Here is a 20,975-nt window from a genome sequence, read left to right as displayed (position 1 = left end):
CCCGACCGTCATTGCGAGGTCGGAGCAAGGCCGGCGGCCCGATCGGGAGGCACCTGCCCGGTGCTCCCTCGCCGGGTCGCCGGCGAACCGGCCCGCCGCCCGCGCGGCCGTCGTTACCGACGCTTCCGCCACGTGAAGATCGACGACATGGAGTAATTCCATACCGTCGTGACGGCGATCCCCGCCAGCGCCGACAGGATCAGGTAATTGTGGCGCTGGTACAGCCACCGCGCGATGCCGACATTGGCGAACAGCCCGACTCCGCAGACGAGGTTGAACGTCACCCAGCCCCACGCCAACCGGCGCCCCTTGAGACGTTGATCGCTGTAGGTCAGGATATTGTTCAGGAAAAAATTGCTGGACGTCGCGACCAGCGTGGCGACGGCCTGCGCGATCGCGAACCAGCGGGACTCCCCCCGCGCGCCGAACGCCGCGAGCAGACCTTCCAGCACGGCGGTCAGCACGACGAAGTGCACGACCACCCCCGACCCGCCGACCAGCGCAAAGCTGACGAGCCGGATCGGGACCAGATGCCCCAGCGTCTTGTCGAGCAGGAGCTGCACGTACTCCCACAACACCAGCCCATCGAGCTTGCTTTCGCCGTGCTGGCGGGTGCGGAAGGTAAAGGGCACCTCGGCCACACGCAGCGGGATCGGCGATGACGCGGCAATATCGAGCAGGATCTTGAACCCGACCGACGACAGCCCAGGCAAGGAGGCCATGAACGCGTCTCGGGTAAGCATGAAGAACCCGCTCATCGGATCGCCGATCGCGGTCTTGGTCAACGTGTTGGCCAGCAGCGTCGCGAACCGGCTCATCGCGATGCGTCGCTTGGTCCAGTCCCCCATGCCGCCACCCGCGACATAGCGGCTGCCGACCACGAGATCGACGTCCCCGCGTCGTAGCCGTCCCAGCATGTCGAGCAGAATGGTTTCATCATGCTGCATGTCCCCGTCCATGACCGCGACATAGGGAGATGAGGACGCAAGGATCCCCTCGACGCACGCCGACGCAAGCCCGCGCCGATCGTAGCGGTGGACCACGCGGACGCGGGGATCCTGCAGGGCGAGCGACCGCACGCGGTCGGCCGTGCCGTCCCGCGAATTGTCATCGACGAAGATGACCTCCCATCGCGTCTCGCCGAGCGCGCTGCGCAACGCCTCGACCAGCAAGGGGACGTTGCGGGCCTCGTTGAACGTGGGAACGATGATCGTCAGTTCTGCCGGTAGCTGCCAACTGTCTCCGCGAACGATGTCGGCGACCAGGACGGGTGCCGCACGTTCCGGGATCGATGGGATCATCGATAACCTCCTGGGTGGCGATACAAGCGGCCACCAGAGACAGCGTTAGCCGACTTTCCGATCAAAACAATCTCGGCGATAGGAGGAAAACGGGCAAATGGAATCCGTGTGCCGGTGACGTCAGGACGACGCGATCCGGCTTACCCCCGCCTTGCGCGCCAAGGCGGTCGCCAGCGCGGCGTGACGCCGCTCGACCGTCTCGCTGTACAGGGCGCGGTCGGCGTCCGCCACGCACAAGGTCAGCACGGCTCCGTCGTCGAGCAGCCGGGTTCGCTGCAACGGTCCTTCCAGTCCGCCGCTCATCCGCTGCCCCAATCGCATCGCGAGGCCCCACAACACCGCCCGCTTGAGGTCGGCGGCCGGCGCAAGCATGGCGAGCGGTGCGGGCGTATCAGTGCCACCGCCAAGGCTCGTGAACAGCGCTTGCGCCATCAGCGCGCGCCCGCGTGCGTCGACGGCGATCCAGTTGCCGTGCAGTGCGATTTCGACCCCGCGTTCCGCGCGGAATTCCGGATTGGCGCGCCATCCGACGTCGGCGAGCAGACAAGCCGCCAGCCGCAGTCGGGCCAGGTCGGCCGTATCGCGTGCGAAGAGCGGCCGGATCCAGCTATCGAGCAAGTCCCCGTGTTCGGGGAAACGCCCGTGTCGCTGCCCCTCGTCGCGCGTCGCGACGATGAGCGGGTCCTGCGCGCGGATGACGGGATCCAGCGCGCCATAGAGCAGCCCCTCGCGCAGCCCGAACGCCGATACGATCGTCGTCTCGGTGCCCAGATGCTTGAGCAACACCCCCAGCAACGCCCCGGCATCGCCGAGCGTCGCGGCACGCCCGGCCGACAGACCGGGAACGGCGCGTAGCCATGCCTTGTTGACGTGGCTAATCGTGCGGCCCAGCCGCTCGATCGCACTGCGCGACATGGCGTATTGATGGATGACCGGCAGTGGGTAGCTGTTGATGTGCATGTCGAGCCGGGCCAGCGCCCGCCAAGATCCGCCAACGAGATAGAGCGGCAAGCCGGCCCCCTTCCCCGACCAGCCCGACGTCCGCAAGGCCTGCTCCACCACCCGTTGCAGCGCGCCCGGCCCCTTTGCGCGGATTGCCGCGATCCGCAGGACGCCGAGGGGAAAGGATATGCGGTCGAGGACCTCGCCCCGCGCGACGCGGATCAGTTCGAGGCTGCCGCCGCCGAGGTCGCCGACGATGCCGTCGGCGTCGGGAATGGCGGACAGGACGCCGTATCCGGCGCCGGACGCTTCCTGCTCGCCCGACAGCAGTTCCACCTCCAGCCCCAGCGCCGCCGCGGTGCCGAGCAGTTCGGCCCCGTTGCTGGCGTCGCGGACCGCGGCAGTGGCGACAGTCCGCAACCGAGTCACTTCCATCTCGCGTGCGACGGCGGCGAAGCGGGCAAGCGCCACCGATCCCGTCGCGAGCGCCTCGCGCGCGATCGCGCCGGTCTCGGCCAGGCCGCGCCCCAAGCCGGCCATCACCTTTTCATTGAACAGCGTCGCGGGAAGCCGGTCGGGCCCCTGGTACACGACCAGCCGGATCGAGTTGGACCCGATATCGATGATGCCGGTCCGCTCCGCGCCATTGGCGGCGGGGGGCGGAACAGGGCCGCCGACGGGCTTCGGCTTGCGAAAGATGATGGTGGCCATGATGCGATCAACGCCGCCGACGCAGCGAGAGTTTCGGGACCGACCCGCTTGCCGCGAGCGCGGCTCCGCGGCCGGAAAGCGAGGGGTTGGTCATGAAATACCGGTGCAGGTTGAACGGACGGTCACCCGGCACCACCCGGACGTAGCTTCCATCCGCCTGCAATTCCCAGCTTTGCTCGTCGTCGATCAGATTGGCGACCATGACCTGGCCAAGGATTTGGTCATGCACGGTCCGGTTCTCGATCGGCAGCATATATTCGATCCGGCGATCGAAATTGCGCTGCATCCAGTCCGCCGACGTGATGAACACCTTGGCATCGGGATTGGGAAGATCCTTGCCGTTGCCGAACGCCCAGATCCGGCTATGCTCGAGGAACCGGCCGACCACCGACTTGACGCGGATATTTTCGGACAGGCCCGCAACCCCAGGCTTGAGGCAGCAGATGCCGCGGATGATCAGGTCGATCTGCACGCCGGCATCACTGGCTTCGTACAATTTGTCGATCGTCTCGGGGTCGACGACCGAGTTCATCTTGGCCCAGATCGCGGCAGGCTTGCCGTCGCGGGCATTCGCGATCTCGGCGTCGATCAACGCCATCAGCCGGGGCCGCATGTCCCGTGGTGACAGGCTCACCAACGCCATGTTTTCGGGCTCGACATAGCCCGTTACGTAATTGAACATTTGCGCCGCATCGCGGCCCAGCCGCGGATCGGCGGTGAAGAAGCTGAGGTCGGTATAGATCTTGGCGGTGATCGGGTGGTAATTGCCCGTGCCGAAGTGGCAATAGGTGCGATATTGCCCGGTCTCGCGGCGGACCACCATCGATACCTTCGCGTGCGTCTTCCAGTCGATGAAACCATAGACCACCTGCACGCCCGCGCGCTCCAGGGCCGATGCCCAGAGCAGATTCTGCTCCTCGTCGAACCGCGCCTTGAGCTCGACCACGGCGGTGACCGACTTGCCCGCCTCGGCCGCGGCGATCAGCGCGTTGATGACGGCGGATTGCTTGCCCGCGCGATACAGCGTCTGCTTGATCGCGACGACGTCGGGGTCGGCGGCGGCCTGCTTGAGGAACGCCAGCACCACGTCGAAGGTCTCGTAGGGGTGGTGGACGACGATGTCCTTCGCGCTGATCGCCGCAAAGCAGTCCCCGCCATATTCCCGGATCCGTTCCGGAAACCGCGGCGAGAACGGCGGAAACTTCAGGTCGGGCCGGTCCTCGTCGACGATCGCCTCGAGGTCCCCGACACCGAGGAACGCGCCGCTCTCCGTGACGAAACAGTCCGGCCCGCCCAGCTCGTCGCGCAACACCGCGCCGAGCCGCTCCGGCATGCCGCTCTCCAGTTCGAGCCGGATCACGCGCCCGCGCCGGCGCCGCTTGATCGCATTCGCGAAGTAGCGGACCAGATCCTCGGCCTCCTCCTCGATCTCGATGTCGCTGTCGCGCAGTACCCGGAATTCGGCGGCGCCCAGAACACGGTAGCCGGGAAAGATCAGCGGCGCGAACCGCTTCACCAGCGATTCGACCGCGACGTAGCGCGCCTGAGTCCCCGGCAAGCGTACGAACCGTGGCATCGGCGCCGGCAATAGGACGAGCTCGCGGATCGGCTGGTCGTCCGAGATCCGGACGAGGTCGAACATCACCGCGAGGCCCTTGTTCGAAATGAACGGAAACGGATGCGCGGGGTCGAGGGCCTGGGGGGTCAGGATCGGGAAGATCTGTTCGCGGAACTGCGTTTCGAGCCAGAAAAGCTCCTCCCCACTCAACGCCTCGTCGATCGTGCGCGAGCTGAGCACGCCGATCCCGGTCTCGGCAAGGAGACGCCGCAATTCGCGCCAGACGGTGCGCTGGCTGTCGATCAGCGCATCGGCCTCCGCGACGATCGCGGTCAATTGCTGGCCCGACGTAAGGCCATCGGTCGACCGCCGATCGACGTCCTGCAGTTGCTGCCCCTTCAGGCCGGCCACGCGGACCATGAAGAATTCGTCGAGGTTGGATCCCGAGATCGACAGGAAGCGGAGCCGTTCCAGCAACGGGTGCGCGGCGTTGGTTGCTTCCTCCAGCACGCGCCGGTTGAACGCGAGCCAGGACAGCTCGCGATTGAAGTAGCGATCGCTGCCCTCGCTGCCGGCGAACGGATCGTCGTCGCGACCGAGGATCGCGATATGGGCGGGTCTCGTCATGATGGCTCTGCCGGGTCTGGAGCGCGGCCGCCGATCAGCCCCGCCTCTTGCAATGTTGCCCGCGCGAGCGGGATCGACAAGCGTTTGCGGCGCTCTAGCACGACCTGGTCGAGCAGGTCGACCGCGCGCAGCAGCGCGACGTGCGTCCGCTCGACTCGCATCACCAGCCACTGGATGAGGTCGGGCCGCGCGTCCATGCCGCGCCGCAGGAACTGGCGTTCGAACAGCGCCGCCATCAGCGCTTCGTCCGGATCGCCGATCCGCACGGTGGGGCTGGCCATCAGGCGGGACCGCAGGTCCGGCAGCTTGATGTCCCATTCGGGCGGCGGCGCATCGGCGACGACGACGACCGGACGACGCTCTTCCTGCGCGCGGTTCCAAGCGTGGAAAATCGCCACCTCGTTCTGACGTTCGGCGTCGTCGATCAGCCCGCCACCGGTCTTCGCGGCAAAGATCCGCGCGATCAGGCTTCGGCCCGACTTGCGCGGACCGGTCACCACGACCGCCATTACGGGCCAGGTGCTCCAGTGTTCCAGCTGCTGCACCGCGCGGGCATTGGAGGTCCCGATCAGGAATTCGTCATCGCGCGGGTCGGCCGGCCAATCGAACGGCAGCGCCATTTGCGCGGAGGGGCTCATGGGTGCCGCGTCTGACATCGGTGAATCACCCGGTCGTGTTGTCGGCGGACCCGACCTGGCTGTTCGCGCCGGCCGGCGCCGCGCGACGGATCCGCAAGGTCGTGCCGCTGCCCACGACGGTCCATCCGCGCGACTCCAGTGCGGTTCTGAGCCCGGCGGGCTCCCCCTCCAGCTGTACGCGCACGACCGACACGCCCCCTAGTGCGAGACTGGTGGTGACGGCCGACTGGACGCCGGGGATCGCCTGCAAGGCGGATTCAGTGCTGGTGACGGACGCGGCGTTCGGCGTGTCCACCTGAACCGTGACGACCGAACCGGCGGTCGCCCCCGTTCCTCCGGCGATCCCGTCCAGCCCGGGGCTCGCCAGATCGGTTGGCTGCTCCAGCGGAGTCGGCGTCGCGACGGGTGCGACATAGGCAAGACCGGCATCCCCCATCAGCGCGCCATTACGCAACGCGGCCTGATAGGCATCGTCCAGCCGCTTGACGCCGGCATCGAGCAGCACCGGCAAGGCGTCGCCATTATCGACGCGCAGCGTGAATTGCGCGATCAAGCGATTGTCCGGGCCGTGGCGCGCCTGGAAGGTCCCGATGATCGGACCGCCTGGCCACTCGCGCCGCAGCGTTACGGTCGGGATCAGCACGTCGGTCGCGCCATATTGGTCGAGGACGACTCGCCACCACCCGCGTCCCCGCCGCTCGGTCTGGCCAAAGTTCAACAGCAAGGGATCGGTGCCCGTCCCCGTCGGACGGATATAGTCGATCAGGCTGTTACCGGTGCGATAGCGGAGCCACGCGTCCTGCCACGCCGTCTTCTGTTCGAATCCGACCGCCGCACCGCCGCTGATTTCGATCGGAATCGTCAGCATCGGGGGGGACCGCGTCGCTTCGGCCGCAACGCCCAGGATCGATCCGGCGCGCGCGCGGCTGAACAGGACGCCCAGCCGTGCGACGTAGCGGTTCGGACCGATCTGTTCGTTTTCGACGACGATGCCCGATACCATCCCGTCGAGCGTTCCATCCGACAGCAGCGCGCCGCCGCCGCCGAGCCGCCGCGACAGGATCTGCCAACCCTTGCGCTGGGCGACCCGCCAGCCGGCATAGCGCGCCTGGTCGGCCGACTTCCCGGTGACGTCAACTTCGACGCCGCTCACTTCGTAGCTGCCGGACCCATCTGCCGGGGCCAGCCCCTGAGTCGGATTGTCGCCCTGCGCGAGCACGAACCCGCCCGTCGCCGCCAGCCCCAGAACGGCGGCAAGCCCCAGCGGGCGAAAAATGCGATGGATCGACATGTCGGCGCCCTTTTGGCGAAGGAGGCGTGGAAATCCAAGCGCGATATGGCTAGGCGGGCAGGATGAGCGAAAACGAAGCGGACACGGCGTCCTACACATATGCCCAGGCGGGCGTCTCGATTGCGGCCGGTAATGCGCTGGTCCGTGCGATTGGTCCGATGGCCAAGGCCACGCGCCGCGCGGGCGCCGACGCGGATCTGGGCGGTTTCGGCGGCTTCTTCGACCTGAAGGCGGCGGGTTTTGTCGATCCGCTGCTCGTCGCGGCCAATGACGGGGTCGGCACCAAGCTGAAGCTCGCGATCGAACAGGACGCGCATGACGGGGTCGGGATCGATCTGGTTGCGATGTGCGCCAACGATCTGATCGTCCAGGGTGCCGAGCCGCTCTTCTTCCTCGATTATTATGCGACGGCGAAAATCGACCCGGCGGTCGCCGAGCGGGTGATCGCGTCGATCGCCGAGGGGTGCCTCCAGGCCGGCTGCGCGCTGATCGGTGGCGAAACCGCCGAGATGCCGGGCATGTATGCGCCGGACGATTACGATCTCGCGGGCTTCTGCGTCGGCGCAGTCGAGCGGGACCGGGTGCTGACCGGACGCGAGATCGCGGCCGGGGACGTCCTGCTCGGCCTGGCGTCGTCGGGCGTCCATTCCAACGGTTTCTCGCTCGTGCGCAGGCTTGCCGCCGACAAGGGCTGGAAGCTCGACCGCCCGGCCTTGTTCGACAATGAGGTGCGGCTGATCGACGCGCTGATGGCGCCGACCCGCATCTATGTGAAGTCGCTGCTCCCCCTGCTCCGCGAGCAGCGAATCAAGGGGCTCGCGCACATCACCGGTGGCGGGTTGCTCGAAAACATCCCGCGCGTCCTGCCGGAGGGCGTACATGCGCACGTCGACGCCGATGCGTGGCAGCAGCCACGGCTGATGGCGTTCCTCCAGGCGCAGGGCAACATCGAGCCGGAGGAAATGGCACGGACCTTCAACTGCGGCGTCGGCATGGCGGTGATCGTCGCGGCCGACCAGGTCGGACCAGTGACGGCCGCCCTGCAGGCGGCTGGCGAGACGGTCCTGTCGATCGGGACGCTCGAAGCCGGGCAGCGCGGGTGCACCGTGTCGGGCTCGACCGAGACCTGGGGCGGCAAGGCCGACTGGACCGCCACGCACAATCATGAGTGAGCGGATGACGGCCTCGACCAGCCACGCAAACGTCCGCGCCCGAGCGGGAGCCGCCTAGATGGCGCCGCGAAAGGTCAGGGTCGGCATCCTGCTATCGGGTCGTGGGTCGAACATGACCGCGCTGGTCGAGGCATCCCGCGACCCCGCCTGCCCCTATGAGGTCGTCCTCGTCGCATCCGACAAACCCGCGGCACCGGGCCTTGCCTGGGCGATGGACCAGGGCATCGCCACCTGGAGCCTTTCGCCGAAGGGCATCGGCAAGCCCGCATACGAAGCCGCGCTCCAGACGGCGCTGCGCGATGCGCAGGTCGAGACGATCGCGCTGGCCGGGTACATGCGGCTGATTTCGGACACGTTCGTGGCGGCATGGCGGGGCGGCATCCTCAACATCCACCCCTCGCTGCTCCCCAAATACAAGGGTCTCGACACCCATGCTCGCGCGATCGCCGCGGGCGATCCGGTCGGCGGTTGCTCGGTCCATATCGTGACGGAGGAACTGGATGGCGGCGAAGTGCTCGGCCAGTCCGAGGTCGCGATCGTCCCGGGCGATACGGCGGAAACGCTTGCCGCGCGCGTGCTCGAGGCCGAGCATCGCCTTTACCCCCGCATTTTGGCAGAGTTCGTCGCACGATGAGTCCAGATCCCGCTCCCCTGCTCGACCGCATCCGGTCCCTATGCCTGGCGTTGCCGGAAACGGCCGAACGCGCATCGCACGGTGCCCCCGGCTTTCTTGTCGCCGATGGAAAGTTCTTCGCCTATTTCTGGCATAATCATCACGACGACGGCGAGACCGTGGTGATCGTGAAGACCACGGGCGACGACGAGCAGGCGCAGCTGATCGATCTCGACCCCGCCTGTTATTTCAAACCGGCCTATCTTGGGCCGTCGGGCTGGATCGCGCTGCGGCTCGACGGAGACACCGTCGATTGGGACCGCGTCGGCGACCGGATCGCGATCAGCTGGGAACTGGCGGCGCCACAGCGGCTGCTGGAGGCGGGTGGCCGGTGACCGACCTGCCGCCGCCATCGGACCCCGTCGCCACACCAGCCGAAAAGGCCGAAGCCGCCGCCATCCGACGCCGCTGGGTTTCGCTGGCGGAGATCGTCAGCGTGGCGGGCGTCGCGATTGCGGGGCTCGGACTGTGGCTGACCTGGTCAGACCATCGCAGCGAACAGGCGGAAAAACAGACGCAGTCAGTCACGGAAAGCCGTGAACACGCCCGCTATGTCGTCAAAGCCAGCGTCGCGCGCAATGGCGACATCCTGATCGAGCGCGACGACCGGCATCCCCTGGGCGATGTCGCCGTGGTCTTCCCGGCCGCGCTCGGGATCCCTGCGCAGACGTCGCCGACCCAGACGATCAGTCGCAGCTGGTACGAACGCGCCCTGCTTGCGGCGACCGACGGCGGGGACGATCGCAAGGCGGGCAAGCTGCCCGTGCTGTTGACGGTGCACTATTGGAACGACGATGCGCCGCGCACGGTCAGCGGCATCTACGACATCGTATGGGCCACCAAGGGCCGCCTGCTGTTCGGTCGCGAGCTGAAGACCGAGGCGCTGCGGTTGAGGACGCCTGCCGCGACCAAAGCCGCCCTCGAAGCGGCCTGGGCGATCGAGCGACCGAAGGGCTGAGTGCGTTCGGAGGGACCGATGCCGGACGTGGTGGTCCTCATGCCGCCAGCACATGATCCCGATACGCCGCGCGCAACGCGGTCTTGAGCAGCTTCCCCGTGGCGGTATGGGGCAGCGATTCGACGAACAGGATCTCATCCGGCAGCCACCATTTGGCGACATGCGCGGCCAGATGCGCGGCGATCGCCTCCGCGGTGACCGTACTGCCCGCCTTGCGGACCACCAGCAGCAACGGGCGCTCGTCCCATTTGGGGTGATAGATGCCGATCGCCGCCGCTTCGGCCACGCCCGGGCAACCGACCGCGGCATTCTCCAGGTCGACCGACGAGATCCATTCGCCGCCCGACTTGATGACGTCCTTCGCGCGATCGGTGATCTGCATCGTCCCGTCGGGATGGAGCACGGCGACGTCCCCGGTATCGAACCACTGGTCGGCATCGACCGCATCGGCGTCCGCCTTGAAGTAGCGCTTGACCACCCACGGCCCGCGCACCTGCAGCCGCCCCGAACTGACGCCATCGCGTGGCAGCACCGCATCGGCGTCGTCGCCGATCCGCAGCTCGATCCCGAACGGGATCTGGCCCTGCTTGCAGGCGTGGTCGAGCTGCGCGTCGCGGCTCATCGTGTCCCAATGCGGCGGGTAACAGCCTGCGGTCCCGATCGGCGAGGTCTCGGTCATGCCCCACAGATGCTTGACCGTCGCGCCCATCCCCATGATCCGGTCGATCATCGCGCGCGGCGCGGCCGAGCCACCGATCGTGACCTGGCGCAGGTGTCGCGGCGCCTCGCCGCTCACGTCCATATATTGGAACATCGCGAGCCATACCGTCGGCACCCCGGCGGAATGCGTCACCTTCTCGTCGTTCATCAGTCGGCAGAGCACCTTCGGCTCGTTGACCGCCGAATAGACCACCTTCGCCCCCGCCAGCGCCGCCGCGAACGGCAGGCCCCAAGACGCGGCATGGAACATCGGCACGACCGGCAGGACGACCGACGCGGAGGACAGGTCGAACACCCAGGGCGCGACCTCGGCCATTGCGTGGATCACGGTCGAGCGATGCTCGTACAGCACGCCCTTCGGGTTGCCGGTCGTCCCGCTGGTATAGCAGAGCATGCAAGGGTCGCGTTCGGGGCCCTCGACCCATTGGTAAGCGCCGTCCTCCGCCGCGATCAGCGCTTCGAACGCGCCGTCGTCCATGCAGACATACTGCTCGATCGATGGCCATTGGGACTTGAGCCGGTCAACGATCGGCTGGAACTGCCGATCGTAGAACAGCACGCGATCCTCGGCATGGTTGGCGATGAAGACGAGTTGCTCGTCGAACAGCCGCGGGTTGATCGTGTGCACCACGCCGCCCATCCCGATCACGCCGTACCACGCGACCAGATGGTGCGCATGGTTCATCGCCAGCGTCGCGACGCGATCACCAGGCTTGATACCCATTTTCTCAAGCGCCTGCGCAAGTTTGCGTGCGTCGATTGCGATGCCTGACCAGTCGGTTCGCGTCTCGCTGCCGTCCGCCCAATAGGTGACGACCTCGCGCCCGCCGTGCTCGCGCGCGGCGTGGTCGATCAGGCGCGGGACGCGCAATTCGAAATCCTGCATTCCGCCGAGCATCGTCTCTCCCATCATCGAGATGGGGCAGCACTCACCCCACCAGAGCCAGCCGCGCTTCGGCGGTCTTGAGCTCCACGTCGCTGACATCCTGCAAGCCTTCGATCCGCTCGGCAAGCTCCCCGTCGAGCAAAAAGTCGCGGCCTAGCAGGACGCGGGCGTGTCCGCCGCCCGCGACCGGGACCTTTGCCCACACCTCGCCGCGGGCGCCGCGGACGTCCTGGAGGAGGGCCGCGAGTGCGGCCATGCCGGCGGGGCTTGCCACGCTCAGCTCGAGCGCGAAGCGGGCGCTGTTGGCGAGTTGCTCGAACGGCTGGATTCGCTTGATCGAGACGCGCGGCGTTTCCTCGCCCGGGCGGCGGTCGAGCTCGACCGTCAGCAGCCCGCAGCCGTTGTTGCGCGCGGCTTCCTCGAGGTCGGCGGCGACGCCGTCGTCGAAGCAGGTCGCGATGAACTGGCCCGAGGGATCGGAACAGGTCGCCATCAGGTAGCGCTTGCCGCGCGCCGAGGTGCGCCAGCGCGCGTCCTCCACTAAAGCGGCCATCGTTGCACCTGCGCGCGTCCCGTCGTCGGGGATCGACAGCTCGCCCAAGGCGGCGAAGCTGCGGGCGCCGTGCATCTTGGCGAGGTGGCCGTGGCGGTCGACCGGGTGGGCGGAGAGGTAGAAGCCGAACGCGTCCTTCTCCTGGTCCATCCGCTGCGCGACCGACCAGTGCGCCGAGCGGGGGAGCTTGATCGGGGGTTCGGCGGCGTCGGCGGTGCCGAAGAGGCCGCCCTGCCCGCTGGTCTTCTGGTCGTGGATGCGGGCGGCGGTCGCCAAAATCGTTTCGGAACAAGCATATAGACCGGCGCGGTTCTCATCGAGGCAGTCGAATGCCCCCGCGGACGCAAGCGTCTCGACTTGGCGCTTGTTCATCAGGCGCGGGTCGACGCGGCGGGCGAGATCGTCGATCGACTCGAACTTGCCGTTCGCCTCGCGCTCCAGCACGAGCTTCTCCATCGCGCCCTCGCCGACCGATTTCAGCGCGGCCAAAGCATAGCGTACGCCGAGGCCGTCGCCTGTATCCTCGACCGTGAACTCGGCCTCGCTGCGGTTGATGTCGGGGGGGAGCAACGCGACGTCCAACCGTCGCATATCGTCCACGAAGATGCTCAGTTTGTCCGTGAGCGTCATGTCGAAACACATTGAGGCGGCGTAGAATTCGTGCGGGTGGTGCGCCTTCAGCCACGCGGTCTGGTACGACAGCAAGGCATAGGCCGCAGCGTGCGACTTGTTAAAGCCGTAGCCGGCGAACTTGTCGATCAAGTCGAACAGTTCGTTCGCCTTGGCCTTCTCGATCCCGTTGATCGTCTTGCAGCCCTCGACGAACCCGGCGCGCTGCGCGTCCATCTCGGCCTTGACCTTCTTGCCCATCGCGCGGCGCAACAGATCCGCTTGCCCCAGCGAATAGCCCGCGAGGATCTGCGCGGCCTGCATGACCTGTTCCTGGTACACGAAAATCCCGTAGGTCTCCGACAGGATCCCCTCGAGCAACGCGTGCGGATAGACGATCGGCTCCAACCCGTTCTTGCGCTTGCCGAACATCGGGATGTTGTCCATCGGGCCCGGGCGATACAGCGAGACGAGCGCGATGATGTCGCCGAAATTCGACGGCCGAACGGCGGACAGCGTGCGTCGCATCCCCTCCGATTCGAGCTGGAAGACGCCGACCGTGTCGCCTTTTTGCAGCAACTTGTAGACACCCTCATCGTCCCATTCGAGCGCGTCGAGATCGAGCACGACCCCGCGCTGCGCGAGCAGGTCGATCGCCTTCTTCAGAACCGAAAGCGTCTTCAGCCCGAGGAAATCGAACTTAACCAGCCCCGCGCCCTCGACATATTTCATGTCGAACTGCGTGACCGGCATGTCCGAACGCGGATCGCGGTACAAAGGCACCAGCTCGGCGAGCGGACGGTCGCCGATCACCACGCCCGCGGCATGGGTCGAGCTGTGGCGCGGCAGCCCCTCGAGCTTCATCGCGAGATCGAGCAGATGGCGGACGTTGCCGTCCTGCTTATACTCGCTGTGAAGCTCGGACACGCCGTCGATCGCGCGCTTCAGCGTCCACGGGTCGGCGGGGAGATTGGGGACGAGCTTCGCCAGCCGGTCGATCTGGCCATAGCCCATCTGGAGCACGCGCCCGGTGTCCTTCAACACCGCGCGCGCCTTCAGCTTCCCGAAGGTGATGATCTGCGCGACCTGATCGCGGCCGTATTTCTGCTGGACGTAGCGGATCACCTCGCTGCGGCGGGTTTCGCAGAAATCGATGTCGAAGTCGGGCATCGACACGCGTTCCGGGTTGAGGAAGCGTTCGAACAGCAGCCCCAATTTCATCGGATCGAGATCGGTGATGGTCAACGCCCAGGCGACGACCGAGCCCGCACCCGAACCACGGCCCGGGCCGACGGGGATATCGTGATCCTTCGCCCATTTGATGAAGTCCGCGACGATCAGGAAGTAGCCGGGGAAGCCCATCTGGATGATGACATCGAGCTCGAATTCGAGGCGCTCGCGGTAGGGGGTGCGCCAGTCGGTCGGGGTGGAGGCGCCCTCACCTTCTTCGCTTCCGCCTTCTTCGCTTCCCCGGCGTAGGCCGGGGCCCAGTTGTGGCGCAGAAGTAGTCGGAGCGCCGTCCTCACCGATCTTCTGTTCCTCTCCTGGGCCCCGGCCTTCGCCGGGGAGGGGAACAGAAGAGGAGGAAGGGGAAGCCGCGGAAACGCGCGCCCCACTCCCCGACAACACCCCCAACGCCGCAATCCGGTCGAGCCGCCGCTCCAGCCCCGCGCGCGCATCGACCCGCAGCTTTTCCGCCTCAGCCTCGCGGTCGCCCGCCAGGCTCGGCAAGATCGGTTTGCGCTTGGGCGCCGCCACGCCGCAACGCTGCGCGACGATCATGGTGTTGTCGATCGCCTCGGGGAGATCGGCGAACAGCGCCTTCATCTCCCTGGCGGGCTTCATCCACGCATCGGGCGAGCTGCGCGGGCGGTCGTCGCTCGCGATATAGGTCGAGTTGGCGATGCACAGCAAAGCGTCATGCGCCTCGCTGAAATCCTCTTCCGCGAAACAGCACGGGTTGGTCGCGACCAGCGGGAGGTTCCGGTCATAGGCGAGGTCGAGCAGCAGCGGCTCGGCCTTGCCCTCGATCTCGCACTGGCGGCGCGTGAGCTCGATATACAGCCGGTCGGGAAACAGCGCCTGCAACCGGTCGGCATAGGCGAACGCGCGGTCGGGCTGATCCTCCGCGAACAGCCGCGCGAGCCCGCCCTCGCGCCCCGCGGTGAGCGCGATCAGCCCGTCCGAACACGCCGCCAGCGCCTCGAAATCGACATGCGCGGCGAGTTCGAGCGGGCGATCGAGATGCGCGCGCGAGACGAGCTTGCACAGATTGTCATAGCCCGTCTTGTCCTGCGCATAGAGCGCGATCCAGTCGATCACCGGGGTCGCGGTCTCGGGCATGTCGGGGCGGCAGAGCCCGAGCATCGTCCCGATCACCGGCTGGACCCCCGCCGCCATCGCCGCGTCGGAGAAGGCCATCGCGGCGTAGAGCCCGTTGCGATCGGTCAGCGCGGCAGCGGGAAAACCGAGCTGCTGCGCGTGCTTGGCAATCGCCTTGGGCTCGATCGCGCCGTCGAGCATGGTGTAGGACGAGAAGATTCGGAGGGGCACGAAGCCAGTATGAGACATGGGGGGCTTATGCGCCGGGGGAGCGATTCTGGGAACCGGGCACGGGGGTTTTTTGAGGGGAGTGCCTAACGCTGGATCACATTGTAGGGCCGATCATAAGGCGCGCATTCGCAGCGCTGTCTTTTTGTACCGGAGCGTCGGGATTTGCTAACTTTGCTCCCTAACGAACGACGATCTTTTTGCGCATTTGTCTCAGGAGGAGACGGTATGGCACCCACGCCGTAGTTGTAGGTGACTTTATTTTGAATACTGAACGGTTGTAACTTAGGCTTATCGCTAGCGGGCTTCTTGAAATATGAGCCAAACAATATTGCAACTATCGAAGCCAGAACGACAATCGCTGCTACATATTTTGCAAACGAAAATATTGGCTCTCCTTTTTTTACTCTATTCCATTCGTACTTAAGCAATTCCTTTGACGATCTCAAAAACTCTATCTCAATTGGTCTAATGTTCACACCGATCATTTGACTGTCGTCTAACGCTAAGGACTTCAAGCGCCCCATGCAAGATATTACGTCCTTGGAACGGTCTTCGTTTGGATTAAGTCCAAGAGTTATAGCAAAGTCGGCCGCATTGAAGTTCGAGTAAAGGGGGCCAACGGCTTTTACTTTATCAGCATGACTGGAGTAGTTGACTTGCAAGCCGTCTGCGATGGCATTAAACGAAGTTAGATAAGCAGTTATTTCTGAACGCAATGCGTCGACCCAAGCCTGACGGAACTCAGAAGTTTTCTGCTCTTTGCTTATAATGAGGCCGACAAGGGAAACTGCCCCCCCGATGAGGGCAACGCTGACGGCTCCAATGTCCAGACCCTCAAGCATACAAACCATTCGTTCCCATGTGATATTCCTTGACTGCCACTGGTCTAGGACGGACCTTGAAATTGTAAATATGACAGTATGTGGGGGGCTATGCCTGTAATCGTACCATTTCGCCTGACGCTAACTGGTGACACCGCTGATGACCATCAGTTTCAAGGCTATGATGGATATATGGCGTTAGCAGGGTTCGCTTGGACGCTTTCACTGATTGCAAACTACGCAGATACCGGAAAAATAAGGCAGCGCGGAGATTTTGATGGCAGGCATGCCGTCAGAGCAAACGCGCTCGAAGAAGGCAGCGTCATTGCTGACTTTTTTGTAAATCTACGAAACGATCCAGCTGACATATTCGGCGTCGCAGCTGCCGCTATCCCTAGTGGACGTTTTTTGGATGCACTAGTTCGCCGCGTAATCAATCGGAACCTAGGCCAAAACACGAGTGACGACGCTATCGCTCAACTTCTCGAAAATCGTTCGACAACTGGTGATGTAGAAGCGTTAGTTGCCATCGCCGAAGCTCCAATCCGTCAGGCGCATGGCGTTATCGGTGCGGGTGCCGACGAAATTCTCATTTCCGGCGGGATTAATATCAATCCGATCAGCAAGTTTACTCACGAGACAAAGGAGTACGTCAAACAGAATATTGAGGACAACACACTTACCAGCAAATTACTAACTGTCTCGGCATTCAATGCAAACTCGGGATATGGAAGCGTTTTTGACCATGACGAAGGGCATGTGATACCGTTTAGCATGAGACGTGAAACATTGGGACAAGTACGCCAAGTATTTTCTTGGGGCCTTGATCAGTATGCAAACAGAACGGGAGGAAGAATTAACGCCACCTTCACCCGCATACTTGCGATGGATAAACGACCTAAGCGATACGTGATCGTTCGCGCTGAACCAGTTGTGAACAAGTAGACTTACTATAACTTGATCTATTCAGACCGTGACATGAATAACTATTTATTAAAAAGACATAAGCTTACAGCAGCCTAGCAATATCCGCCTCGATCGCCTCAGGCTTGGTCGTCGGCGCATAGCGCTCCACCACTTTACCGCCGCGATCCACCAGGAACTTGGTGAAGTTCCACTTGATCCCCCCGGTGCCGAGAAACCCCGGTGCCTGCTTCTTGAGCGCGGTGAACAAAGGGGCGGCGTCCGCGCTGTTGACGTCGACCTTGGCGAACATCGGGAAGGTGACGTCATAGGTCAGCGAGCAGAAATTGCGGATCTCCTCGGCGTCGCCGGGTTCCTGCGCGCCGAACTGGTTGCACGGGAAGCCGAGCACCGCGAAGCCCTTGTCGGCGAAGCGGCGTTGCAATGCCTCCAGCCCGGCATATTGCGGGGTGAAGCCGCATTTGGACGCGGTGTTGACGATCAGCAGCACCTTGCCGGCATAGGCCGACAGATCGACCGGCTTGCCGTCCGCGCCCGTCACGATGTGGTCCGTGATCGCGTTCATGCCGTCTTCCCTTCGCCCCGCGCGAGCAGGAAGCGGAGGTTGCGCTCGACCCCCGCCCATTCACTCGCGATGATCGAATAGACCACGAGATCGCGGATCCGGCCATCCATCAGTTGATGATTGCGCAGCACGCCGTCGCGCTTCGCGCCGAGCCGCTCGATCGCCTTTTGCGAGGCCTTGTTGAACCAGTCGGTGCGGATCTGGACCGCGTTGCAGTCCAGCACCTCGAACGCGTGTTTGAGCAGGAGCAGCTTCGCCTCGGTATTGACCCCGCTGCGCTGGACCGACTTTGCGTAGAAGGTGCCGCCGATCTCGAGCCGGCGGTGCGCGGGGTTCATCCGCATGTAGCGGGTGAGGCCGACGATGCGGGGGGCTTGCCCACCCTCCGTTCGGGCTGAGCGCAGTCGAAGCCCCTGCGCTGTGCCCGGCCCTTCGACTTCGCTCAGGGTGAACGGAGGGGGTGTGGGTGCGGGTTCGGTGGGCGTCGCGATCCCGGTCTCGGAACCTGCCCCAACTTCCGTTCGGGCTGAGCGCAGTCGAAGCCGCTGCGCTGTGCCTGGCCCTTCGACTTCGCTCAGGGCGAACGGAGGGGGGGTGGGTGCGGGTTCTGCGTCCGTTGCGATCCCGATCTCCGACCCGGCCCCACCTTCCGTTCGGGCTGAGCGTAGTCGAAGCCCTTGCGTGGTGCCTGGCCCTTCGACTTCGCTCAGGGCGAACGGAGGGGGTGTGGGTGCGAGTTCGGTGGGCGTCGCGATCCCGGTCTCCGACCCGGCCCCAACTTCCGTTCGGGCTGAGCGTAGTCGAAGCCCCTGCGTTGTGCCTGGCCCTTCGACTTCGCTCAGGGCGAACGGCGGGGGTGTGGGCTCCACGGCGGGCAGGCACACCGTGAACGGCATCGACCGCCCGTAGTCGCGCTCCTGGAACAGCGCCGCCATGAACGCCGCCGGGTCGGTCAGCGTCGAGACGTTGGTAAAGAACATCTCGCTGATCTTCCCGTCCGCCGCCGCCGCGACGAGGCCGTCGCGGTCCTCGTGGACCGTCGGGCGAAGGATGACATGCTGGCCGACCAGCGTCGGCGGGTCGGTCCAGGCTGTCATGCAAGCCGTCCTTCGTGGAGCCGGACGACGCGGTCCATCTTGGCCGCGATCCGTTCGTTGTGGGTGGCGACCAGCGCCGCCGATCCTTCGCCGCGCACCAGCCGGAGGAACTCGGCGAGCACGATGTCCGCGGTGCCCTCGTCGAGGTTGCCGGTCGGTTCGTCCGCGAGCACCAAGGCAGGCCGGTTGGCGAGCGCACGCGCGACCGCGACACGCTGCTGCTCGCCGCCCGAAAGCTGGTTGGGGCGATGCGTCAAGCGATGCCCGAGCCCGAGCGCGGTGAGCAATGCGGCGGCGCGTTCGTCCGCCTCGGCGCGCGGGCGGTCCTGGATCATCTGGGGGAGGACGACATTCTCGGTCGCGTTGAAATCGGGGAGGAGATGGTGGAACTGATAGACGAAGCCCAATTGGTCGCGCCGCACCCGCGTCCGCCCGTCGGCGTTGAGCCGTGCGGCTTCCTCGCCCGCGATCCGGATCGACCCGCCGAACCCGCCCTCGAGCAGCCCGACCGCCTGGAGCATCGTTGACTTGCCCGAGCCCGAAGGGCCGAGCAACGCGACGATCTCGCCCGCGCCGACGGTGAGGTCGACGCTGCGGAGCACTTCGATCGTCGCGCCGCCTTGCGCGAAGCTGCGCGACAGGCCGGTGACGACCAGAACGGGTTCATTCATAGCGGAGCACCTGGACTGGATCGGTGCTCGCCGCCTTGAGCGCGGGGTAGAGCGTGGCGAGGAAGCTGAAGACGAGTGCCATGAGGGCGATGACGGTGACTTCGACCGGATCGGTCTTGGACGGGAGTTCGCTCAGGAACCGGACCGAGGGATCCCACAGGTTCTGACCCGTCGCCCATTGCACCGCGTTGACGACATCCTGCCGGAACCACAGGAAGACGAAGCCGAGCAGCAGCCCCGCGACCACGCCGAGCGCGCCGATCGTCGTGCCGACGACCATGAAGATGCGGATCATCGCCCCCCTGCTCGCCCCCATCGTCCGCAGGATCGCGATGTCGCGGGTCTTGGCGCGGACCAGCATGATCAGCGAGGACAGGATGTTGAAGACGGCGACGAGGATGATGATCGACAGCACCGTGAACATCGCGACCCGCTCGACGCCCAAGGCCTCGAACAATTGCGCGTTCATCTGGCGCCAGTCCTGGATCGTCCCGGTCCGCCCGATCTTGTCGACCAGCGGCGCGAGGATCTGCCCGACGCGGTCGGGGTCGGTCGTCTGTAACTCGACCATGCCGACCGAATCCCCCATCATCAGCAGCGTCTGCGCATCCTGCATCGGCATGATGACATAGGCCTTGTCGAAATCGTACACGCCGATCGTGAACACCGCGCCGACGGTATAGTTGACGATCCGCGGCACCGTGCCGAACGGGGTCGATTGCCCCTGCGGGCTGATCAACTGGATCTGGCTGCCGACCACCGCGCCGAGCGCATCCGCCAGCCCCGAGCCGATCGCGACCGTCCCGCTGCCCGGGGTCAGGCTGCTCAGCGACCCCATCACGACCTTGCTGCCGATCGTCTTGTTCGACCGGATGTCGGACACGCGCATCCCGCGCAGCAGCACGCCTTCGACCCGGCCATTATAGGTCGTCATCAGCGGCTGCTCGATCAGCGGGATCGCGCTCGTCACGCCGGGGGTGGTTTCCGCCTGCCCGACGATCCGGCGCCAGTCGGGGATCTGGCCGCCATAGCCCTGCACCACCGCATGACCGTTCAAGCCGACGATCTTGTCGAACAGCTCGGCGCGGAAGCCGTTCATCACGCTCATCACGATGACGAGCGCGGCGACGCCAAGCATTACCGCGACCAGGCTGATCCCGGCGACGAGGAAGATGAACGCCTCGCCCTTGCCCGGCAGCAAATAGCGCCGGGCGATCATGCGTTCGTATCGGGATAGGATCATAGGGTTCGGTCTGCCCGCCCATAGGGGTGCTGATCCGGTCGCTCTAGGCGGCGGGTGCGTCACTGGCAACTGTTGCGACGTGTTGCGCAATCGCCACAGCGCCGCCGCAATCGGTACGGCGCGGCCACATTCCCGGTGACAAGCCCCGGTAACAAACCTAACGCTTTTGTCACTGACACACAGGCAACGGCCGTGGTTCGGGGATGCTTTCAGCGCCGCCCAAAAGGGCTGGCTGCGAAGGCTATTTGGGGGCTGACGAGCGATCGTCACGCAGGCGCCCGGGTCGGAAACGGCCCGGGCGTTTGCTTTTGGGGGAAGGCGCACGCGCCGGGCTGATCCGCAAGGCGGATCGCCCGAACCGGACGGCGGGCGCGGAGCGACCCGGCCGACGGCGGCTTTGCCGACCGGCGCTTCTCGCTTCTTCGGTTTCGCGCTTCGGCGGGGGATGCTCCGCTGGACTTC

The 20,975-nt window shown here is 65.3% G+C and carries 17 protein-coding genes; 5 read left to right on the top strand and 12 right to left on the bottom strand.

Annotation, left to right across the window (positions count from 1 at the left end):
• Nucleotides 1-113: 113 nt before the first annotated feature.
• The 5 genes from L8K25_RS11295 to L8K25_RS11275 all read right to left on the bottom strand — a co-directional run bounded on the left by L8K25_RS11295 (nucleotide 114) and on the right by L8K25_RS11275 (nucleotide 7,068).
• Nucleotides 114-1,301, bottom strand: coding sequence for a glycosyltransferase family 2 protein (locus tag L8K25_RS11295; RefSeq protein ID WP_242139013.1), 1,188 nt, complete (start codon nucleotides 1,299-1,301; stop codon nucleotides 114-116).
• 120 nt (nucleotides 1,302-1,421) lie between these two features.
• On the bottom strand, nucleotides 1,422-2,954 hold the full coding sequence (locus tag L8K25_RS11290; RefSeq protein WP_242139012.1) for a Ppx/GppA family phosphatase: 1,533 nt from the start codon (nucleotides 2,952-2,954) through the stop codon (nucleotides 1,422-1,424).
• Between the two features lie 7 nt (nucleotides 2,955-2,961).
• The gene (locus L8K25_RS11285; protein ID WP_242139011.1) at nucleotides 2,962-5,139 is read right to left on the bottom strand and encodes an RNA degradosome polyphosphate kinase; all 2,178 of its coding nucleotides are present in this window, start codon (nucleotides 5,137-5,139) and stop codon (nucleotides 2,962-2,964) included.
• Nucleotides 5,136-5,759 (bottom strand): DnaA/Hda family protein, encoded by a 624-nt coding sequence (locus L8K25_RS11280; RefSeq protein WP_242139267.1) that lies wholly within the window; start codon nucleotides 5,757-5,759, stop codon nucleotides 5,136-5,138. Before L8K25_RS11280 ends, L8K25_RS11285 begins: the two co-directional genes overlap by 4 nt.
• A gap of 43 nt (nucleotides 5,760-5,802) precedes the next feature.
• On the bottom strand, nucleotides 5,803-7,068 hold the full coding sequence (locus L8K25_RS11275; protein ID WP_242139010.1) for a heavy-metal-associated domain-containing protein: 1,266 nt from the start codon (nucleotides 7,066-7,068) through the stop codon (nucleotides 5,803-5,805).
• 62 nt (nucleotides 7,069-7,130) lie between these two features.
• Here L8K25_RS11275 and purM point away from each other — a divergent pair, with 62 nt between their 5' ends.
• From purM to L8K25_RS11255, 4 genes are read left to right on the top strand one after another with little or no spacing between them, the layout of a single operon-like run.
• The gene (gene purM, locus L8K25_RS11270; RefSeq protein ID WP_242139009.1) at nucleotides 7,131-8,240 is read left to right on the top strand and encodes a phosphoribosylformylglycinamidine cyclo-ligase; all 1,110 of its coding nucleotides are present in this window, start codon (nucleotides 7,131-7,133) and stop codon (nucleotides 8,238-8,240) included.
• A gap of 58 nt (nucleotides 8,241-8,298) precedes the next feature.
• On the top strand, nucleotides 8,299-8,874 hold the full coding sequence (purN, locus tag L8K25_RS11265; RefSeq protein ID WP_242139008.1) for a phosphoribosylglycinamide formyltransferase: 576 nt from the start codon (nucleotides 8,299-8,301) through the stop codon (nucleotides 8,872-8,874).
• Nucleotides 8,871-9,248, top strand: a complete 378-nt coding sequence (locus L8K25_RS11260) for an MmcQ/YjbR family DNA-binding protein (protein ID WP_242139007.1) — start codon at nucleotides 8,871-8,873, stop codon at nucleotides 9,246-9,248. Before purN ends, L8K25_RS11260 begins: the two co-directional genes overlap by 4 nt.
• Nucleotides 9,245-9,871 (top strand): hypothetical protein, encoded by a 627-nt coding sequence (locus L8K25_RS11255; RefSeq protein ID WP_242139006.1) that lies wholly within the window; start codon nucleotides 9,245-9,247, stop codon nucleotides 9,869-9,871. The genes L8K25_RS11260 and L8K25_RS11255 overlap by 4 nt, the downstream gene beginning before the upstream one ends.
• Before the next feature lie 37 nt (nucleotides 9,872-9,908).
• Here L8K25_RS11255 and L8K25_RS11250 read toward each other — a convergent pair whose 3' ends face one another.
• The 3 genes from L8K25_RS11250 to L8K25_RS11240 all read right to left on the bottom strand — a co-directional run bounded on the left by L8K25_RS11250 (nucleotide 9,909) and on the right by L8K25_RS11240 (nucleotide 16,034).
• The gene (locus L8K25_RS11250; protein WP_242139005.1) at nucleotides 9,909-11,489 is read right to left on the bottom strand and encodes a long-chain fatty acid--CoA ligase; all 1,581 of its coding nucleotides are present in this window, start codon (nucleotides 11,487-11,489) and stop codon (nucleotides 9,909-9,911) included.
• 31 nt (nucleotides 11,490-11,520) lie between these two features.
• Nucleotides 11,521-15,210 (bottom strand): DNA polymerase III subunit alpha, encoded by a 3,690-nt coding sequence (gene dnaE, locus L8K25_RS11245; RefSeq protein ID WP_242139004.1) that lies wholly within the window; start codon nucleotides 15,208-15,210, stop codon nucleotides 11,521-11,523.
• Nucleotides 15,211-15,275: 65 nt separating this feature from the next.
• Nucleotides 15,276-16,034 (bottom strand): hypothetical protein, encoded by a 759-nt coding sequence (locus L8K25_RS11240; protein ID WP_242139003.1) that lies wholly within the window; start codon nucleotides 16,032-16,034, stop codon nucleotides 15,276-15,278.
• Between the two features lie 90 nt (nucleotides 16,035-16,124).
• Between L8K25_RS11240 and L8K25_RS11235 the strand changes: the two genes are divergently transcribed.
• A complete protein-coding gene (locus L8K25_RS11235; protein ID WP_242139002.1) occupies nucleotides 16,125-16,958 on the top strand; it encodes a hypothetical protein in 834 nt (277 codons plus the stop codon).
• Nucleotides 16,959-17,022: 64 nt separating this feature from the next.
• Here L8K25_RS11235 and L8K25_RS11230 read toward each other — a convergent pair whose 3' ends face one another.
• The 4 genes from L8K25_RS11230 to L8K25_RS11215 are packed head-to-tail and all read right to left on the bottom strand — an operon-like array spanning nucleotide 17,023 to nucleotide 20,513.
• Complete coding sequence (locus L8K25_RS11230; protein ID WP_242139001.1) at nucleotides 17,023-17,502, bottom strand: glutathione peroxidase; 480 nt, start codon at nucleotides 17,500-17,502, stop codon at nucleotides 17,023-17,025.
• On the bottom strand, nucleotides 17,499-18,599 hold the full coding sequence (locus L8K25_RS11225) for a GNAT family N-acetyltransferase (RefSeq protein WP_242139000.1): 1,101 nt from the start codon (nucleotides 18,597-18,599) through the stop codon (nucleotides 17,499-17,501). The genes L8K25_RS11230 and L8K25_RS11225 overlap by 4 nt, the downstream gene beginning before the upstream one ends.
• Entirely contained in the window at nucleotides 18,596-19,270 is a 675-nt protein-coding gene (locus L8K25_RS11220; RefSeq protein ID WP_242138999.1) for an ABC transporter ATP-binding protein, read from the bottom strand. Before L8K25_RS11220 ends, L8K25_RS11225 begins: the two co-directional genes overlap by 4 nt.
• Nucleotides 19,263-20,513 (bottom strand): lipoprotein-releasing ABC transporter permease subunit, encoded by a 1,251-nt coding sequence (locus L8K25_RS11215; RefSeq protein WP_242138998.1) that lies wholly within the window; start codon nucleotides 20,511-20,513, stop codon nucleotides 19,263-19,265. The genes L8K25_RS11220 and L8K25_RS11215 overlap by 8 nt, the downstream gene beginning before the upstream one ends.
• Nucleotides 20,514-20,975 lie beyond the last annotated feature (462 nt).

The sequence above is a fragment of the Sphingomonas sp. TREG-RG-20F-R18-01 genome (assembly GCF_022662475.1).
Taxonomy (GTDB): Bacteria; Pseudomonadota; Alphaproteobacteria; order Sphingomonadales; family Sphingomonadaceae; genus Sphingomonas.
Note: the sequence above shows the minus strand (reverse complement) of the source record. Positions and strands in the feature narration are given on the sequence as shown.